Origin of the sequence: Acinetobacter sp. P1(2025), assembly GCF_051390655.1 — a bacterium.
GTDB lineage: Bacteria > Pseudomonadota > Gammaproteobacteria > Pseudomonadales > Moraxellaceae > Acinetobacter > Acinetobacter junii.
This window is the reverse complement of sequence record NZ_JBPKBJ010000020.1, coordinates 1-18774: the sequence shown is the minus strand read 5'-3', so window position 1 is coordinate 18774 and position 18774 is coordinate 1. Positions and strand designations below refer to the sequence as shown.

Below are 18774 nucleotides of genomic sequence, written 5' to 3'. Positions count from 1 at the left end.
GATCATGACTAGACAAGTATTTTGCCGTAAATACCAACAAGAACTTGAAGGTTTAGATTTTGCACCATTCCCTGGTGCAAAGGGTCAAGAATTTTTTGAGACTGTATCTAAACAAGCTTGGCAAGAATGGTTAAAACATCAAACTACATTGATTAACGAAAAACGTTTAAATGTCTTTGAACCAGATGCAAAAAAATTCCTCGAGGAACAACGCGAGAAATTTTTCAACAATGACCAAAGCGTAGAAAAAGCCGAAGGCTGGAAGCCTGAACAAGGATAAGCTGAGTAACTCTCTACCCTTATCGAAAAGCTAAGCTCTGCCAAGTTAAGCAAGGGAGCTTAGTATTTTTAAAATTTCTTGTATCAAAAGCAATGATTCCATCATTGCTTTTTTTATTTAAAAATTGGCAAGACGACTTTGATTTTTTTAATTACAGGCCATTTTTACCATAGGTTCAAATTTTGATCTAAAAACACTTATGATTTATCATTTTTATTTACGTGATCTTTACACTAGTAATAAAGGGTTACAGAGTATACACAGTTGTCTACATGACAGATTGAACGATTCTATTTAAAGTTACTTATAGAAAGATAGAGATACCCCCAATATCTCAACAATGCATGATATTTCTCTCCCAGACTTTTCCCCCGAAGTCTGGGATTTTTTTATTTACTCTATCTAAATATCTGTGTGACATATTCGTTTCTGCAATCTTATGGAGATAGCAGGAAATACTCCCAAATCACAAATCCTAAACCAAATCCAAGACATGCATATAGAACGATAATAAAGAAAACGAAGCTCGCATTATTTTTCTTTTTTAGGAAACTCATAGCATTCTCGCCTTTAGGTTGAAAATACTATTTTGAAAAAATACTGATTCTAAATATAGCCACAAAGCCTTCAAAAAAAACTATAACAGATCATTTAAATCAGCCCAAAATGATCCAAACAAACCGTTTCTCATAAAACAAAAAAGTAAATTTAATCAAAATCCGCTTCAGATTCACTTTGATTAAATTCACTTTCTGTTAAATCTTTTGGGCTGTGCCAAAATTACTTTTGATTTACTTTTTGTTCAATTTCTTCAATGCTAGTATGACGAACATCCATACCTTTCGCCATATAGATCACTTGCTCAGAAATATTACGCGCATGATCACCAATTCGCTCTAAAGAACGTAACACCCACATCACATTAATAACACGTGCGATATGACGTGGATCTTCAATCATATATGTCATAAGTGTACGAGTCGCTGATTGATATTCACGATCAATATCGACATCAGCCATAACAACTTTCAAAGCCTGATCCACATCTAAACGCGCAAATGCATCTAATGCATCATGGATCATGACACGAACCTGATTACCAATATGACGTGTTTCCATGTAACCACGTGGTGACTCACCCTCTTCACAAAGATTTTGGGCAATACGTGCAATTTTTGCAGCTTCATCACCAATTCGCTCAAGGTCGGTATTGGCTTTGCTCATTGCAATTACCATACGCAAATCGATCGCAGCAGGATGACGGCGCGCCAAAATTAAAGTCAAACCTTCATCAATATCTCGCTCATATTGATTCACCGTGTTGTCTTTAAACTGAACGTCAATCGCTAAATTGGCATCTGTGTCTAATAAAGCATGAATTGAGTTAGCAACTTGCTGCTCTACTAATCCACCCATTGTCATAAATTTGGTATGAACATCTTGTAGGTCTTCATTAAATTGTGAAGAAATATGGTGACTTAACACTGGATTACTTGGACACACAGGATGCCTCCACTAGACACATGGAAAAAATGATTGGTGATTAAACCATAACTATGATGAAACTTTTATGACAATAGCATGGATTTGGCAATTAACGAATGGTGTTAATTGATACAACAATAAAGCAAAAATCTGTTAGTCTAAATGCCTAGCTTGACGGAGCGCAGTTAACAAACTGCTGAGATTGTCTTAATTCTCAATTTAAAGACAAGTACCGTTGAACCTGATCAGGTTAACACCTGCGTAGGAATCAAGCCCAGCAAAAACTTCGCCTTTATTTATCAAAGAGATAAATCCGCCATCGTTTTTGGTCGTGCTTGATTCGTTAATGCCAAACATAAGGATCATGCAATGAACCAATTAACGAATCTTTCCCCTGCTGATATTTCCGCTCAACATGAGCAAGATGCTAAAGATTTAACCCGTATCTTACCTGCCTCTAAAAAAGTCTATGTTGAAGGTTCACGCCCAGACATCCAAGTACCGTTCAGAGAAATTAGTCTCACAGATACTCCTACTGGTTTAGGTGGCGAACATAACCCACCGATCATGGTTTACGATACGTCTGGAGTCTATACAGATCCAAATGTCCAAATTGATTTGAACAAAGGTTTACCTCTAGTTCGCCAATCATGGATTGAAGAACGCAATGATACCGATGTTTTAGAAACCTTGAGTTCTGAGTTTGGACAAGCACGCTTAAAAGACATTCGTACAGCAGATATTCGGTTTGCGCATATCCAAAATCCTCGCCGCGCAAAAGCAGGCAAAAATGTCACGCAAATGCATTATGCGAAGCAAGGTATTATCACGCCAGAAATGGAATATATTGCAATTCGTGAGAATCAACGCCAACGTCATGACGTTGATATGCGCCAACATGCAGGACAAAACTTTGGTGCACAAAATTTAAGAGAAATTACCCCTGAATTTGTACGTCAAGAAATTGCTGCAGGACGTGCGATTATCCCTGCAAATATTAATCACCCTGAATGTGAACCGATGATTATTGGTCGTAACTTCTTAGTGAAGATTAATGCCAATATTGGTAATTCAGCGCTTGGCTCATCTATTGATGAAGAAGTTGCCAAAATGACATGGGCAACACGTTGGGGTGCTGACACCATTATGGATTTATCGACAGGTAAAAATATCCATGAAACACGCGAATGGATCATTCGCAACTCACCTGTTCCAATTGGGACTGTTCCAATTTACCAAGCTTTAGAAAAAGTGGATGGTGTTGCAGAAGACCTCACTTGGGAAATTTTTAAAGACACCTTGATTGAACAAGCTGAACAAGGTGTAGATTATTTCACCATTCATGCTGGTGTCTTACTTCGCTACGTTCCTATGACTGCAAATCGCCTCACAGGCATTGTATCTCGTGGGGGTTCAATTATGGCGCAATGGTGTTTAGCACATCATCAGGAAAACTTCTTGTACACGCATTTCGATGAAATTTGCGAAATCATGAAAGCTTATGATGTCTCATTCAGCTTAGGTGATGGACTACGACCTGGATGTGTTCAAGATGCCAATGACGAAGCGCAATTTAGTGAACTTAAAACACTGGGAGAATTGACACATCGCGCTTGGGAACATGACGTTCAGGTGATGATTGAGGGTCCTGGTCATGTGCCTATGCATATGATTAAAGAGAATATGGATTTACAGCTAGAAGTCTGTAAAGAAGCTCCTTTCTATACTCTTGGACCACTCACGACTGACATCGCACCAGGATATGATCACATTACCTCAGCAATCGGTGCTGCAATGATTGGTTGGTATGGTACAGCCATGCTTTGCTATGTTACACCGAAAGAACATCTAGGCTTACCAAATAAGAAAGATGTAAAAGATGGCATCATTACCTACAAAATTGCAGCGCATGCAGCAGACTTAGCCAAAGGTCATCCAGGTGCGCAAGTTCGTGATAATGCACTTTCTAAAGCACGTTTTGAGTTCCGTTGGGACGATCAATTTAATCTGAGCTTAGACCCTGATACGGCACGTAGCATGCATGATGAAACACTTCCAAAAGAAGCTCATAAATCAGCTCATTTCTGTTCGATGTGTGGACCAAAATTCTGTTCGATGAAAATCACACAGAATGTGCGAGATTATGCGCAAAATCAACACAATGCCAATCAATCAAATGATGAAGATGCAGAAGTTGAAGCAGGTCTCAATGCCATGAAAACCGCTTATCAGGAACATGGTCAAAAACTGTACCACAAAGTGTAAATCGACTAAAAAATGATTTTCCAACGAACCATTCTCGGTTAGGATGAGATATGTACAATCTCATCCTAATTTATGATGAATATTCTTGAGCACGCCAGCTTTTCAGCATCCGACGTTTCGATAGAATCTCGAGAGAACTTATTTCGAGGGTTCATTCAGGTAGAGAAAGTCACAATAAAACATAGATTATTTAATAAATCTAATTATTCATCATCTATTCATCGTGAATTAATTCACCGTCCCGAAGCGGCTGGTGTTTTATTATATGATAATCAGCAAAGACGTTTTGCTTTGATCGAACAATTTCGAATTGGCGCATTAAACGATACCGTTTCACCTTGGCAATTAGAAGTGATTGCTGGTGTTTTAGATGGGGATGAAACACCTGAAACATGTATTCGCCGTGAAAGCTTAGAAGAAGCGGGTTGTGAAGTTCATGACTTACAACATTTATTTACCTTCTATCCTTCGGCAGGGGCATGTTCAGAAATTTTTCACTTATATGTTGCAAATGTTGAATTACCAACATCAGGTGGCGTGTTTGGAATGCCAGACGAAGGGGAAGACATTCAACTTCATTTGTTTGATTATTCTGATGCACCTCTATTATTAAAAAATGGGCGGTTGAGAAATGCACCTGTCATTATGGCATTGCAGTGGCTTACTCAGCATTTACGACAACAATAAAAATCTGAAGGGGATAAAGCGGTGACTTTTCAAGTCTCAACATTATCACAAAAAGATTTTGTGATGATCCAGATTACGGATACTCATTTACTTGAATATCCACATTTAGAATTTGTCGGAATGCAACCCGAACAAAGTTTTCATGCAGTAATCGACTTGATGCGTCAAACACACCCTGAGATTGACTTGATTGTTCATACAGGTGATTTAGCTCAGAATCCGACGCCACTCACCTATCATCGCTATCTCGAGTATATGCACAGCTTGAGCATTCCCTTTTTTCAAACACCTGGGAATCACGATGATGTCAATCATTTTCCATTCCATGAGCAAGACAAGACTGCTCCAACAGTTGTTGAGCTTGGAAATTGGTGTGTCATTTTATTAAATAGCGCTCAGCCGAATCGTATTGACGGCAAAATCGCAGATGCCCAATTGCAGCAACTTCCAAAATTATTGACTCAACTACATGATCGTTATGTCATAATTGCATGTCACCACCATCCCTTTGCAATGCAATCTGCATGGATTGATCAGCATAAATTAAAAAATTCCTCTGATTTACTTGAAACCATTCAGCCCTTTAGCAATGTTAAGGCAATTATTTGTGGACACGTGCATCAAGACTCTATTACATCATGGCAAGGTGTAGAATTTCTGTCGACCCCTTCTACATGTATTCAGTTCAAACCGAAAAGTGAAAAATTTGCACTTGATGAAGAACACCCTGGCTACCGATATATCCGTTTGAAAGCAAATGGCGAGATTGAAACACAAGTACATCGTCTAAGTAATTCTCAACGCTTGAGTAGCTCAGAAGTCTTAGGTTATGACTAAACTTTTGATTACAAATCACATCCTAGATTTATCACTAATTCTAGACAGTAATGACTACCATCTTGCTGAAAAAGTCTATATGATGTCGACCCTTGATGGAAAAAACCATCTTAGGTTTCTATAAAAACACTTGCATATCACCATATTTTTTGCGTATAGATAGTACGTGTAAGATGAGGAATGCCCTATATGGCGAATGACAACCAAAATCAAGTCTTGGACGAACACACAGCAGTGATCGACGAACAAAAATCGACTGTAAAACGTGTACGCAAAACCAAACCTAAAGCTTCTGAAGGCGGTACAACTGCGAGCTTGTTTGGGATTGAACCTTATCAGCCGAAAAAAAATGAAGAATACATGTCTGATGGACAACTTGAGCATTTCCGCCAAATCTTAAATGCATGGAAAGCAGAGTTAATGTCAGAAGTTGATCGTACGCTCAACACAATGCAAGATGAATCAACAGCTTTACCCGATGTAAATGATAGAGCGACTCAGGAAGAAGAGTTTGCGATTGAATTACGTACACGTGATCGTGAGCGTAAGCTGATTCGTAAAATCGAGCAATCATTAGAAGCGATCCAAAGTGGTGATTACGGTTTCTGCGAAACTTGCGGTATCGAAATCGGCTTACGCCGTTTAGAAGCTCGTCCAACAGCTACTCAATGTATCGATTGCAAAACTTTGGCTGAAATCAAAGAAAAGCAAAACAACGGATAACCATCCCGCCTAACCTCCCTTTAGAAAGGGAGGAATATTGCGAATTTTAAAAACCCGTTATTTTCGCATATCTCCCTCCTTGTATTGGAGGGATTAGGTGTAGATTTAATTATTTAGACAACAATAAATCTTTATGTCTTATATCGGACGTTTTGCACCCTCTCCTACTGGCCCTTTACATTTTGGTTCTTTACTGACTGCTGTCGCAAGCTATTGTGATGCCAAAGCCAATCATGGTAAGTGGTTAGTACGAATAGAAGATACCGACATTCCTCGCATTTATCCAAATAGCGAAATTCACATTTTATCTTGCATCGATGCCTTTGAATTTGAACCTGATGCCGAGATTATTTTCCAAAAAGATCGTTTAGCTATTTATGAGCAAGTACTCGATCAACTCAAACAGCAACATGCCATATATGCCTGCCAATGCACCCGCAAAATGCTCGGCTCTAATCACATCTATGCTGGCACATGCCGAGATTTAAATCTTGATTTTGCTGAGCAAGCCATTCGTTTAAAAGTCGATGATCTGCTGATTTGTTTTGAAGACAGATTACAAGGTCGGCAATGTTCCAACCTAAAAGATGATCTCGGTGACTTCGTTCTAAAACGAAGAGATGGCATCATTAGTTATCAATTAGCAGTTGTGGTAGATGATTATTTACAAGGCATTACCCATGTCGTTCGCGGTGCAGATTTATTAGATAATACCGCTCGACAAATCTGGCTTGGTTCTATATTGAACTATCCAAGTTTGAGTTATATGCATTTACCCCTAGCTATGAATGATCAAGGTCAGAAATTATCTAAGCAAAATTTGGCACAAGCATTAGACCTATCAAAGGCTTCTGAATTATTACAGCAAGCCATATTGGCACTTGGGCAACCAAATGTTGAATTAAATCAACCTAGAATAATGCTGCAACAAGCTGTACAGCAATGGGATGTAAATTTAATCCCTAAAGGCATTCATTTGACAGGATCTTATTTATAAAACAAGAGACCCTAATACATTAGGGTCTCTTTTGTATCAGAAACTAAATCATTTAGAAATTCGATTCTTCTTTGACAGGATTTAGCTCTTGGGTTGAAGCGTCAATTTTCAAAATCAGACTAATCATCGCAGCACACATCATCAATGATGTACCACCATAACTAATAAACGGCAGTGTCAAACCTTTGGTTGGCATCAAGCCCATATTCATGCCCGCATTTACCAAAATCTGTAACAGGAAAATAATGCTGATACCATAAGCTAAATAACCTGCGCGCAGATAATTATGCTGCAATGCACGATGCCCAATACGAATACAACATGCCAGCATGGTAAATGAGAGAATCATGACTGTGGTTACACCGAAGAATCCAAACTCCTCCCCCAAGACTGCTAACATAAAGTCTGTATGTGCTTCAGGAAGATAGGAAAGTTTCTGGACACTATGCCCCAAACCTGTTCCAAACCATTCACCCCGACCAAATGCCATCAAAGCATTTGACAACTGATAACCCACACCTAATGGATCAGCCCAAGGGTTGGTAAATGAAATAAGTCGTTGAAAGCGGAATGGTTCAAATAAAATCAGTGCGGTAATTCCTGCAAGAATCGCCCCTAACATGATCAAGAACTGAGTCGCAGGCGCACCAGCTAAGAAGAACACACCAACCATCATTAAAACTATCACCGCTGTTGCCCCAAGATCAGGCTCAGCAACGATAAAACCGACTGTAAGTGCCATTACTCCGCTTAAGCGTAGCAAGCCTTTCCAGTGCGTTCGAACCTCTTTCGCACGGCGCACCACATAATCTGCCGTAAAAATTGCCATCACAATCTTAGCAATCTCCGTTGGCTGTATCGTGAAACCACCAACTTTAATCCAACGATGTGCGCCATTCACTTCTGACCCGACCACCAAAACGGCGAGCAGCAATATGATCGTAATCAGCCATAATGGAAACGCATTTTTAAACCATAAGTTTAAAGAGACACGATAAGTCAAAAATGCAACCACAGCGGCGACAACAATCGAAATACCATGACGAATCAAAAAATAAAATGGATTCTCATGGATATATTCTGCATACGGCATGGAAGCAGAGGCCACCATCACCGAACCCAAACAGAGTAAAGACACCACACAGAAAATCAGAATGTTACGTGGTGTCATTTCTGCTGGAAGCTTCGGCAATCGATTTAAGATTTGAGAAATCTTCTGCACTGTATTTTGGGCCAAATCCGCCATAACGCTGTTCCTAGTTTTTATTTTCACTCAAGGCATTTACACATGCCACGAACTGATGCCCGCGATCATTATAACTTTTAAACATATCAAAACTTGCACATGCTGGCGACAATAGAACCACATCTTCAGCTTGCGTTACTTGCTGAGCAAGCTCGACCGCGGCTTTTAAGCTAGACGCGTGCTGAATAACAGTTGTTCCTTGTATCGCTTGTTCAATTACAGGCGCATCCTCGCCAATTAGAATGACAGATTTCACATATTTTTGTATTGCATTACGTAAAGGACGGAAATCCTGACCTTTGCCTTGACCGCCTAAAATAAGTGCTAATTTGCCTTTATTGACTTCAATAGCAGCACCAAGCCCATCAATCGCCGCTAAAGTTGCGCCGACATTTGTTCCTTTTGAATCATTGTAATAACGGACACCATCAATCGTTTGCACATATTCACAACGATGCTCCAAGCCTTTGAATGTTTTCAATGTCTCTAACATACTCTGTAATGGGAATTCAACCGCTTCACCAATGGCTAAACAAGCAAGTGCATTTGCTACATTGTGCATTCCTTGAATATACATCTCAGAGGTTTTTAAGATACGCTCTCTTCCACGTGCCAACCACATGGTGCCATCTGCATCTCTCAACACACCATATTGATTTAAATCAGGAGCATTCAAACCGAAACTTTGCATTGGTGTTGCATCAGGCACTAAAGGACGGCTTAAATTATCATCACGGTTATAAACGACTTTTTTAACACCTTGGAAAATACGATGTTTGGCTTTGTGATAACCCAACATATCACCGTGACGATCCAAGTGGTCTTCACTCATATTGAGAACAACCGCAACTTCAGCATTCAAATGCGAAGTAGTTTCCAACTGGAAACTCGATAACTCCAAAACGATGAGTTCAGGTTTGTCTTTTAATAAATCTAAAGCTGGTCGACCTAAGTTTCCACCAACAGCCACTTTCTTTCCAGCATCCTGAGCCATCAAACCCACGAGTGTTGTCACTGTACTTTTAGCATTTGACCCTGTAATCGCAATAATGGGAGCATCAGTTGCACGGCGTAAAAGCTGAATATCCCCTACAACTGGAATTCCTTTATCAATGGCTTGTTGAATTTCAGGTAATTGTGGCGCTAAGCCAGGACTTAAAATAATCTCTTCGGCCTGAAGTAATAGCTCTGTATCGAGTCGTCCAAAGCTCGTTCTCACCTCAGCAGGAATTTGGTCATGACCTGGTGGAGTTTCTCGAGAGTCTGTTACTGCAACTTGGTAGCCTTGTTCATGCAGAAAGTTTACTGCTGACACACCAGAAATACCCAAGCCAGCAACAACTTTTAATCCACCACGTTGTATTAACATTTTTGCCCCATTTTATCGCAGATCACAGAATGGCAAAAATGTTAGCACTTTGCTGTTTTGAATGCTTTTTCAGTTTTATCTTTATTCGCATTTTTTTGTGTCAGTGCGTAAAAAAGCCATCATTCGATGGCTTTATAAACAAAAAATCTTAACGCCATTTCACGGCTTGAATCTCTTCAGTTTTTTTATTGTCTTTTTCATCGCTTGCACAACCACATCCACCACCACATCCAACAACCATTTTAGGTTTCAATCGTAGTGCTAAGTGTTGCCAACCAAAACGCTGGCATACATTCGACAAAGACATGAACATAGCATTTGCGGTTTGAGGAAATACCTTTTTAAAGACAACTATGGCACTCCAACTGACCAAAACCGCAATAATCAGATACTCAAACATATGCAGCTCCTATCTAGCCCCAAATTCGCGAAGCGATTTGGTAAGTAAAGAAAGACATCAAATAAGCCAAACCAAATAAATATGCGGTCATCACAGCCACATGTTTCCAAGAACCTGTTTCTCTACGCACCGTTGCCAAAGTTGCTAAACAATGTGGCGCATAAACAAACCACACCAGCAAAGACAGCCCTGTAGCTAAAGACCAACCTGTTCCATCTGCACTAATTAAATGAGCCAAGCCTTGGGCAACAGCTTCATCATCAGCTCCAGATAAGGCATATACTGTTCCCAGTGCAGCAACAACTACTTCACGTGCTGCCATCGCTGGAATAAGTGCAATACATATCTGCCAGTTGAATCCCACTGGGGCAAAAATAGGCTGCATTAAATGCCCCAACATACCAGCAAAACTATAATCAATCGCAGGTTGAGTGGCACCTTCAGGCGCTTGTGGGAAAGTACATAAAAACCAAAGTAAAATCGAAAGCGCGAAGATAATTCCACCCACGCGTTTTAAGAAGATTTTTCCACGATCCAATAAACCAATGCCGACACTTTTTAAATCGGGGATACGATAGCTTGGCAACTCCAATAAAAGCGCATGTTGTGATTTATCTTTTTGCAAAAATTTCATCACAAATGAAACACATAATGCGCTAACAATACCCGCCATATATAGACCAAACAACACTAAACCTTGAAGATTAAAGATTCCCCAAACGGTCTGAGCTGGAATAAAAGCTGCAATCAATAAAGCATAGACAGGTAGACGAGCTGAACAAGTCATTAATGGTGCGACCATAATCGTCGTGAAACGATCACGGGGATCACTAATACTTCGAGTAGCCATAATACCCGGAACAGCGCAAGCAAAACTTGAAAGCAATGGAATAAACGCACGACCACTCAAGCCTGCTTTAAACATCAATTTATCAAGCAAGAACGCAGCACGAGGTAGATATCCAGATTCTTCTAAGACTAAAATGAAGAAGAACAAAATCAGAATTTGTGGCAAAAACACCACTACTCCACCTGCACCTGCAATAATCCCATCAACCACTAAACTTTGTAAAAGTGGCTGACTGATATGAGCACCTAATGTTTCACCAAGCCATCCGAAGAAGGTTTCAATTCCATCCATAAATGGTGCTGCCCAAGCGAATACAGCTTGGAAAACGATGAACATCATCACAGCTAGACTGAGCAAACCCAACACTGGATGCAAGAAGATTTTATCAAGGAAATCTGTGCGCTTATCTTCCTGATCTACGAAATTCACGACATCTTTGAAAATGGTTTCAATTTTCTGATGATGCTCACCAGTCAAACCACTCAGCTCGGTCTGTGGAACGGTATATTTCCCTTGATCAAGTGCATGTAATAAATTTTCGGTTCCTGAATTACGTACAGCAACCGTCTCAACAACAGGTACACCTAAACGTTGAGATAATTTTTGTGTATTGATTTGAATACCACGACGACGTGCTTCATCCATCATATTCAAAACCACGAGGATCGGACGACCAAGCTCAATAATTTCTAATACGAGACCAAGATGTAGTTTTAAGTTTGTCGCATCTACCACACACAAGAAAGCATCTTGCTGACCTTCCTCAGCTATTTTACCTTGACAGACGTCACGGGTAATTGCTTCATCGGGACTAGTTGCTTGTAAACTATAAGTTCCTGGCAAATCTAGAACACGAACATTTTTACCTGATGGCAGCTGAAAATGTCCGACTTTACGTTCAACCGTCACACCCGCATAGTTTGCTACTTTCTGGCGGGTACCAGTTAAATGATTGAATAAAGATGTTTTACCGCAGTTTGGATTTCCCACAAGGGCAACACGAAGTGCATCACTCATGTAGGTGCTCCTTCCAGCTGAATTTCAATTTTATCGGCTTCAGATTTGCGTAGAGCAAAACGGGTAAAACCTATTTGGATTAGAATCGGGTCACCACCAAACACACCTTTGGTGATCACTTGAACCTGTGCGCCAGGCACAAAACCCAAACTCTCGAGACGTATCGCTACCAGATCTGGTTCATCATTATCATTCACTAGACGATTCACTTGCGTGATTTTCGCTGTTTGTTTGACTTTTAATGCTGACAATCGCACCGTTTCTAACCCATAACTCTTTTGCACGTAGTATACAAGCAAATGAGAATAATTACCAAAAGCAATCTCAGTGGCATTTAGTCTTGTCACAGATCGACAACAAATACTTTTTCTTTTACAGTGCAGTAGATGAAAGGATTTAAGCTGTTATGTTAAATAAAAAACCTCGTATTCCTGCTGCTGTAAAAATCCCTGAACATTTAAGTTTTTTACATGGATTTCGTGATTATTTAGTTGCACAAACAGTAAGTCCGCATACTCGTAATGCCTATTTGTCTGATTTAATTCAATGTAGTGACTTGCACGACACAGTGGTACTTACTGAGTGGTCAAGTGATGATATTGCCGATGTACTGATCGCACTGACCAAACATGGCAAAAGCCCACGCTCCATTGCTCGGTGTTTATCAGCTTTACGGCAATTTTTTAAATTTCTCAGAGAACAAAAACTTCGAGATGATAATCCTGTTGCGACACATCAATCCCCAAAGATTGGTCGAGCATTACCCAAAGATTTATCAGAGCATGATGTTGAAGCACTGATAAATGCACCCGATATCAGTACTGCTTTGGGTTTACGTGATCGAGCCATGCTTGAAGTTTTATATGCTTGTGGTCTACGTGTTACAGAACTACTGAATTTACGTTTAGAGTTAATAAATTTAAAACAAGGCTTCTTACGTATTACAGGCAAAGGAAATAAAGAGCGTCTTGTCCCGCTAGGTCAATACGCATGTGAATGGGTCGAGAAATACTTATCAGAATCCCGCCCACAGCTTTATAAAAGTAATACCGATTATTTATTTCTTACCCAACATGGAGGAATCATGAGTCGGCAAAACTTTTGGTACGCGATCAAACGCTATGCTTTACAGGCCAATATATCCGCAGAATTATCACCACATACTCTGAGACATGCATTTGCCACACATTTACTCAATCACGGCGCTGATCTACGTGTAGTACAAATGCTACTCGGTCATAGCGATCTTTCAACCACACAAATTTATACGCATGTCGCTCAACATCGAATGCAAGAGCTGCATAGCAAACATCATCCAAGAGGCTAAACCGACCGTTTATCTATGACGCATTCAACAAGTTGATTGAGTTCACAAAGCTTAAGCAAGATTTAACGAAGTCAGATGTTTTTTTTGTTATGCTTAGACCCTTAATACAAATGAATACGTAGAAAAAAGGTTCTTTATGGTGTTTACTCGGTCTAAGCTTGCACTTGCTTGTGCATTAGCATCAACTTTATTAGTTAGTGCCTGCTCAAAAGAAAATTCAGCGCAAAAACAAGATGCTCTTACAGCAACAGCGCCTGCTACGGGTGAAGCATCAACCTTAAGTGAGCGAAACGCGCAACAACGTTTAGTCTCAACCTTAGAAAAGCATCTTAAAACTGCAAATATCAACGCTAAAATTATTGCAGTTAAAAAAACAGAAGTTCCTAATCTATTCTGGGTGAGTCTAGAAGGCATGGGTTCTGTTTATGCCACTAGTGATGGTCAATACATAATCCAAGGCGATGTGATCCGTTTAGGCGACAAACAGCTACAGAATGTTAGCGAAGCTCTTCAAGCTACAGAAAATAAAAAGCATTTAGCAGCACTCAAAACTGAAGATTTAATTGTTTATCCAGCCGAAGGCGGTAAAGCTAAGCATGTGATTTATGTCTTTACCGATTCAAGCTGTCCGTACTGTCACAAGCTGCATGAACATTTACCTGAAATTAATACCAAAGGTATTGAAGTTCGTTATATCGCATGGCCACGTGGTGAGCAGTTTATGCCTACGATGCAAGCAATTTGGTGTAGTGAAGATCGCAAAGCTGCATTTGATCAAGCATCACAAGGTCTTCCTGTTGCTGCAGCAGAATGTAAAAACCCTGTACGTGATCAATATCAGTTAGGTTTAAACATGGGCGTTAATGGCACACCAGCAATTTATAACGTTGACGGCGAATATCTTGGTGGATATATGACACCAGAAGAAATCATTAAACGACTCGAAAAATAAATCCTCACAGCAACTCCACAAAGCGACTTGGGCGACAGATTAAAGATGATCTTAGCCCTAGTGTCTGCGCACTTTTTTAGCTATGATCAAGCTTCATTAAAATGATTGAATAAAATGGAGTGTGACGTGAAACCAGTTCGTCTGGCGATACTCGGTCTTGGTACTGTAGGTGGTGGAGCCCTTAAATTATTACAAGAAAATGCTGCTGAAATTAAACGCCGTACTGGTCGAGAAATTCAAATTACACACGTAGGCACCCGCCGTCCACGTCCAGATCTACAACTCGAAGGCATTAAACAAAGCTCAGATCTCATGGAGATCGTGCGTCAACCTGATGTTGATGTAGTCGTTGAAGTCATGGGTGGCATTCATCCTGCTTATGAAGTCATCATGGAAGCCATTAAGCATGGCAAGCAAGTTGTTACCGCAAACAAAGCTTTACTCGCAGAACATGGTAATGAGCTATTCAAAGCAGCAGAAGACAATGCCGTGCAAATTGCTTATGAAGCGGCTGTTGCTGGTGGTATCCCAATTATTAAAGTCATCCGTGAAGGTTTAGCAGCTAACCATATCGAATGGCTTGCAGGCATCATCAACGGTACAGGTAACTTCATTCTGACTGAAATGCGTGAAAAAGGTCGTGCATTTGATGATGTTCTCAAAGAAGCTCAAGAGCTTGGCTATGCTGAAGCAGATCCGACATTTGATGTTGAAGGGATTGATGCTGCACACAAACTGACGATTTTGGCATCTTGTGCGTTTGGTATTCCACTTCAATTCGATAAGGTTTATACCGAAGGCATTAGTAAAATCACAGCTCAAGATGTGAAATATGCTGAAGAACTTGGCTTCCGTATCAAACATTTAGGTATTGCGCGTCGTGCTGAAAAAGGTATTGAGTTACGCGTACACCCAACCTTGATTCCTGCTGAAGAATTGATCGCAAACGTGAATGGCGTAAAAAATGCGGTACTTGTTCAAGCAAATGCGGTGGGTCCGACACTGTATTACGGTGCAGGTGCAGGTGCAGGACCAACAGCTTCAGCAGTTGTAGCAGATGTGATTGATATTGTTCGAGATATCTCATACACCGAAGACGGTGCTGGAACAATCCCTCAACTTGCATTCGAAGCGCTTACAAATGTACCAATCCTAAGCCGTGAAGAAATGACAACGGGATATTACATTCGTTTAAATGCAGAAGACCAAACTGGTGTGCTCGCTGATGTCACTAGCATTCTCAGCCGTTCAGGTATTAGTATTGATGCGATCATGCAACAATCTCGCCTTAAAGACCTCATCCCAATCGTGATTTTGACTGATCCAATTGTTGAATCAAAAATGGATGAAGCACTTGCTCAAATTCAAGCATTACCAGCTATTCGTGGCGAAATCGTAAGAATTCGTTTAGAATCGCTCGATAGTTAATCAGGTTGAGGGAAAATGCCTTCCCTCACCCCGCTCTACCTCATATTGGAACACCATCATGTCGAATGCCAATCGTTATACTGGTCTTGTAGATCGTTATCGTGACCGTTTACCTGTGTCTGCAACTACACGTGCAATTTCTTTAGGCGAAGGAAATACTCCTCTTATTAAACTAGAGAACATTCCACGTATTATTGGCAAAGACGTTGAAATCTATGTGAAGTACGAAGGTCTTAACCCAACAGGTTCATTCAAAGACCGTGGTATGACGATGGCTGTAACCAAAGCAGTTGAAGAAGGCTCGAAGGCAATTATCTGTGCATCAACAGGGAATACTTCAGCTGCAGCAGCGGCATATGCAGCACGTGCAGGAATTAAAGCATTCGTTTTGATTCCTGAAGGCAAAATTGCAATGGGTAAAATGGCTCAAGCAATGATGTACGGTGCAATCACCATGCAAATCCGCGGTAACTTCGATGACGGTATGCGTCTAGTAAAAGAAGTAGCAGATCAAGCGCCTGTGACTATCGTAAACTCAATCAATCCTTACCGTTTGCAAGGTCAAAAAACCATTGCGTACGAAATTGTTGAAGCTCTAGGGCGTGCACCTGACTACCACTGTTTACCAGTAGGTAACGCAGGGAATATCACTGCACACTGGATGGGTTATACAGAAGCAGTAGCAAATCAACCTGCTGATCAGTTCGAACAAGTCATCTATGATGCAGCAACAGATCAATTCACTGGTCCTAAACCTGAAGGCTTACCAACGATGGTTGGTTATCAAGCTTCTGGTGCAGCGCCATTCTTACGTGGTGCTCCAGTGGAAAGTCCAGAAACCGTTGCAACGGCTATTCGTATTGGTAATCCACAAAGCTGGAATCATGCAAAAGCAGTTGTACGTGATTCGAAAGGTTGGTTCGATGAACTTCAAGATAGCGAAATTCTTGAAGCTCAACGCTTACTTTCTATGTATGAAGGTGTTTTCGTAGAGCCAGCTTCTGCTGCTTCTATCGGTGGTGCTATTCGTGACATCAAAGCAGGTAAAATTGCTGAAGGTTCTGTGATCGTATGTACTGTGACAGGTAACGGTTTGAAAGATCCAGATACAGCAATCAAACAATGTGCGGATGCTGTGATGTTATCCATCGATGCAACGATGGATCAAGTTAAAGATTCTATTCTTTCAAATATGTAAGAATAAATTTTTAGTAATAAAAAACCAGTTGCTTGCAACTGGTTTTTTATTAACTAGAACATGATTTTATTCTTCATATTCATAATCTTCATCGTAGCTGTATTGTTTCGCTAAGTCTTTTTCAATTTTTTGAATTTCTTCTAGATTAATTCCTTTAATTTCAAACAAAGGCTGCTTCAATAGCGAATTCACAGCATACAATGCTTCATCTTGCCAAGCATCAATGACAAGGGTTTGTTTTGCTTCATCATAACTTAAACCAGATCGTGTACTAATCATTGCTTGCAATAAAATCGGTTGGGCTGAAAGTTCATCCAAGCTGCCTTTTATTTCAATTGCTGAATAATCATAATCAGCAAAAATATGCTCAACTTTAGATTTAAAAGCATCTAAACTTTCTGAATATATTAGACCTGCAAAGCATTCATCATGTTCCTCCACCCATTGTTGTTTTTTTACAGACCATAAACCATAAAACTTGACTTCATTTTCGAATTCAACCAATTGGAATTTTTGCATTCCAGCAAGCTGAATAAATTCAAAGGTATCATCGTCACTTAAACTTGCAGGTAATACATCGTCAGAAATATCCCCTTCTTCGCAAATATGTTCACCACAACGTGAATATACGAAGTCATCTAATTGCTGCAATAATGCTTCATCAGCATCAAAAAGAGATTCAACTTCATATAATGCAAAATCACGCGCTCCATCTATCTCAAGTTTTTTATAAGCTAATTCAGCCTGTTGCTTATTATCAAAAACATTAGCAATACGATTGCCAGCTACGTAGAAAACTTCATCGTTATAACCAAAATACTTGGCACGAATCACATATGTGCTCATTTTATTCCCCTAAAAATATATCGTTAAGTCGTTTGTTTTATTTGATGTAATGCTTGCGCACTCAGAGGAATTGCCATCCCATTGTCCATCCACAATTCAAAATGCATCGCATTAAAAAAATCAGCAGGGCTATAACGAATATTTCCCAAACTAGGCAGTGATCCCAATCGAGGTAAGATATCAAAAATAAACCAGCTATTATGTGTCAGTAATAAAGAATGTAATTTACCCGTCTGTGCTAATGGCGATAACATCATTTGCGAAAGTGTTTTATCCTTTACATAGTTAAGATGTAATTGTTCTAAATGTTGTTCAAAATTTTGGGGTAATTGTTTTACATCTATCGCATTTACAAAATCATGTAAGGTCGGAATAAAACGCTGTTGATAGTCCACTAACAAATGATCACGCTCACACAAATCTTTAACATCAACAGATTTGCCTGTACTCGTCACTAGACTATGCCCAAAGATCGGCACTACAACTGAGTTTATTCCCCATAAAGTATGCAAAACTCGGTGTCGTGCATCACTGCATAAGCTTTTGGTACTATCTATAAAAGCATGAATTTCATAGTAGTCTTCAGGCTCCCCACCCCAACGTTTTGCGGAAATCCGAGCATGTTGCATCGCATTCATGATTGAATGTCATCATTTATTGTAGTGAACAAATATTACTCTATTTTTGATTTATTAATACATATAATTATTTGATAAAAGACAAGTTATGTCGTCTTTCTCTGATTTTTTAAAGACGCAGATTCAAATCCCAAGTGCAACACATTTGTAGTTAGTTGAAAAAGTTAGGTGTATTCATAGAATCATTAGACTTTTTCAACTCGCAATTGGAAAGCACACAATGAAGAAA

At 39.9% G+C, this 18774-nt stretch carries 19 protein-coding genes and 1 riboswitch; of the genes, 10 read left to right on the top strand and 9 right to left on the bottom strand.

Annotated features, from left to right (window positions below):
- Positions 1-4: 4 nt before the first annotated feature.
- The gene (locus ACSC97_RS07010) at positions 5-280 is read left to right on the top strand and encodes an oxidative damage protection protein (RefSeq protein WP_004916986.1); all 276 of its coding nucleotides are present in this window, start codon (positions 5-7) and stop codon (positions 278-280) included.
- Positions 281-717: 437 nt separating this feature from the next.
- Here the strand turns inward: ACSC97_RS07010 and ACSC97_RS07005 are convergent, their stop codons facing one another.
- Both ACSC97_RS07005 and phoU read right to left on the bottom strand, forming a co-directional pair.
- On the bottom strand, positions 718-837 hold the full coding sequence (locus ACSC97_RS07005) for a hypothetical protein (RefSeq protein WP_004916987.1): 120 nt from the start codon (positions 835-837) through the stop codon (positions 718-720).
- A gap of 223 nt (positions 838-1060) precedes the next feature.
- Complete coding sequence (gene phoU / locus ACSC97_RS07000; RefSeq protein WP_004916988.1) at positions 1061-1783, bottom strand: phosphate signaling complex protein PhoU; 723 nt, start codon at positions 1781-1783, stop codon at positions 1061-1063.
- Positions 1784-1930: 147 nt separating this feature from the next.
- Positions 1931-2050, top strand: a riboswitch (TPP riboswitch).
- An 84-nt stretch (positions 2051-2134) separates the two neighbouring features.
- Between phoU and thiC the strand changes: the two genes are divergently transcribed.
- From thiC to gluQRS, 5 genes are all read left to right on the top strand, one after another.
- Positions 2135-4030 carry a phosphomethylpyrimidine synthase ThiC gene (gene thiC / locus ACSC97_RS06995; protein ID WP_004916989.1) on the top strand — a complete coding sequence of 632 codons (1896 nt, stop codon included), beginning with the start codon at positions 2135-2137 and terminating at the stop codon, positions 4028-4030.
- Positions 4031-4105: 75 nt separating this feature from the next.
- Positions 4106-4717 carry an NUDIX domain-containing protein gene (locus ACSC97_RS06990; RefSeq protein WP_005403538.1) on the top strand — a complete coding sequence of 204 codons (612 nt, stop codon included), beginning with the start codon at positions 4106-4108 and terminating at the stop codon, positions 4715-4717.
- 21 nt (positions 4718-4738) lie between these two features.
- Entirely contained in the window at positions 4739-5554 is an 816-nt protein-coding gene (gene cpdA, locus ACSC97_RS06985) for a 3',5'-cyclic-AMP phosphodiesterase (protein WP_099949320.1), read from the top strand.
- A gap of 189 nt (positions 5555-5743) precedes the next feature.
- Positions 5744-6277, top strand: coding sequence for an RNA polymerase-binding protein DksA (gene dksA / locus ACSC97_RS06980; RefSeq protein WP_004916993.1), 534 nt, complete (start codon positions 5744-5746; stop codon positions 6275-6277).
- A 133-nt stretch (positions 6278-6410) separates the two neighbouring features.
- Positions 6411-7274, top strand: a complete 864-nt coding sequence (gene gluQRS / locus ACSC97_RS06975; RefSeq protein ID WP_436660079.1) for a tRNA glutamyl-Q(34) synthetase GluQRS — start codon at positions 6411-6413, stop codon at positions 7272-7274.
- A 52-nt stretch (positions 7275-7326) separates the two neighbouring features.
- Here the strand turns inward: gluQRS and ftsW are convergent, their stop codons facing one another.
- From ftsW to ACSC97_RS06950, 5 genes are all read right to left on the bottom strand, one after another.
- The gene (gene ftsW, locus ACSC97_RS06970; RefSeq protein ID WP_004916997.1) at positions 7327-8520 is read right to left on the bottom strand and encodes a putative lipid II flippase FtsW; all 1194 of its coding nucleotides are present in this window, start codon (positions 8518-8520) and stop codon (positions 7327-7329) included.
- Positions 8521-8530: 10 nt separating this feature from the next.
- Positions 8531-9889 carry a UDP-N-acetylmuramoyl-L-alanine--D-glutamate ligase gene (gene murD, locus ACSC97_RS06965; RefSeq protein ID WP_129260986.1) on the bottom strand — a complete coding sequence of 453 codons (1359 nt, stop codon included), beginning with the start codon at positions 9887-9889 and terminating at the stop codon, positions 8531-8533.
- Between the two features lie 148 nt (positions 9890-10037).
- Positions 10038-10289 (bottom strand): DUF6587 family protein, encoded by a 252-nt coding sequence (locus tag ACSC97_RS06960; RefSeq protein WP_129260988.1) that lies wholly within the window; start codon positions 10287-10289, stop codon positions 10038-10040.
- A 13-nt stretch (positions 10290-10302) separates the two neighbouring features.
- On the bottom strand, positions 10303-12156 hold the full coding sequence (gene feoB / locus ACSC97_RS06955; RefSeq protein WP_436660076.1) for a ferrous iron transporter B: 1854 nt from the start codon (positions 12154-12156) through the stop codon (positions 10303-10305).
- Positions 12153-12413: a FeoA family protein gene (locus ACSC97_RS06950; protein ID WP_020899909.1), complete on the bottom strand. Its 261-nt coding sequence runs from the start codon at positions 12411-12413 to the stop codon at positions 12153-12155. Before ACSC97_RS06950 ends, feoB begins: the two co-directional genes overlap by 4 nt.
- Positions 12414-12562: 149 nt before the next feature.
- On the opposite strand from ACSC97_RS06950, the gene xerD reads away from it, so the two are divergent.
- The 4 genes from xerD (at position 12563) to thrC (ending at position 17061) form a co-directional block, all read left to right on the top strand.
- Positions 12563-13483, top strand: coding sequence for a site-specific tyrosine recombinase XerD (xerD, locus tag ACSC97_RS06945; RefSeq protein ID WP_004957351.1), 921 nt, complete (start codon positions 12563-12565; stop codon positions 13481-13483).
- 136 nt (positions 13484-13619) lie between these two features.
- Complete coding sequence (locus ACSC97_RS06940; RefSeq protein ID WP_130576399.1) at positions 13620-14435, top strand: DsbC family protein; 816 nt, start codon at positions 13620-13622, stop codon at positions 14433-14435.
- 126 nt (positions 14436-14561) lie between these two features.
- Positions 14562-15863, top strand: a complete 1302-nt coding sequence (locus tag ACSC97_RS06935; protein ID WP_004917010.1) for a homoserine dehydrogenase — start codon at positions 14562-14564, stop codon at positions 15861-15863.
- A 58-nt stretch (positions 15864-15921) separates the two neighbouring features.
- Positions 15922-17061 carry a threonine synthase gene (gene thrC / locus ACSC97_RS06930; RefSeq protein ID WP_002048893.1) on the top strand — a complete coding sequence of 380 codons (1140 nt, stop codon included), beginning with the start codon at positions 15922-15924 and terminating at the stop codon, positions 17059-17061.
- A gap of 66 nt (positions 17062-17127) precedes the next feature.
- Here the strand turns inward: thrC and ACSC97_RS06925 are convergent, their stop codons facing one another.
- Both ACSC97_RS06925 and ACSC97_RS06920 read right to left on the bottom strand, forming a co-directional pair.
- Complete coding sequence (locus tag ACSC97_RS06925) at positions 17128-17907, bottom strand: hypothetical protein (protein ID WP_436660072.1); 780 nt, start codon at positions 17905-17907, stop codon at positions 17128-17130.
- A 23-nt stretch (positions 17908-17930) separates the two neighbouring features.
- Positions 17931-18545: a DUF6915 family protein gene (locus ACSC97_RS06920; protein ID WP_004957343.1), complete on the bottom strand. Its 615-nt coding sequence runs from the start codon at positions 18543-18545 to the stop codon at positions 17931-17933.
- Positions 18546-18774: the final 229 nt, after the last annotated feature.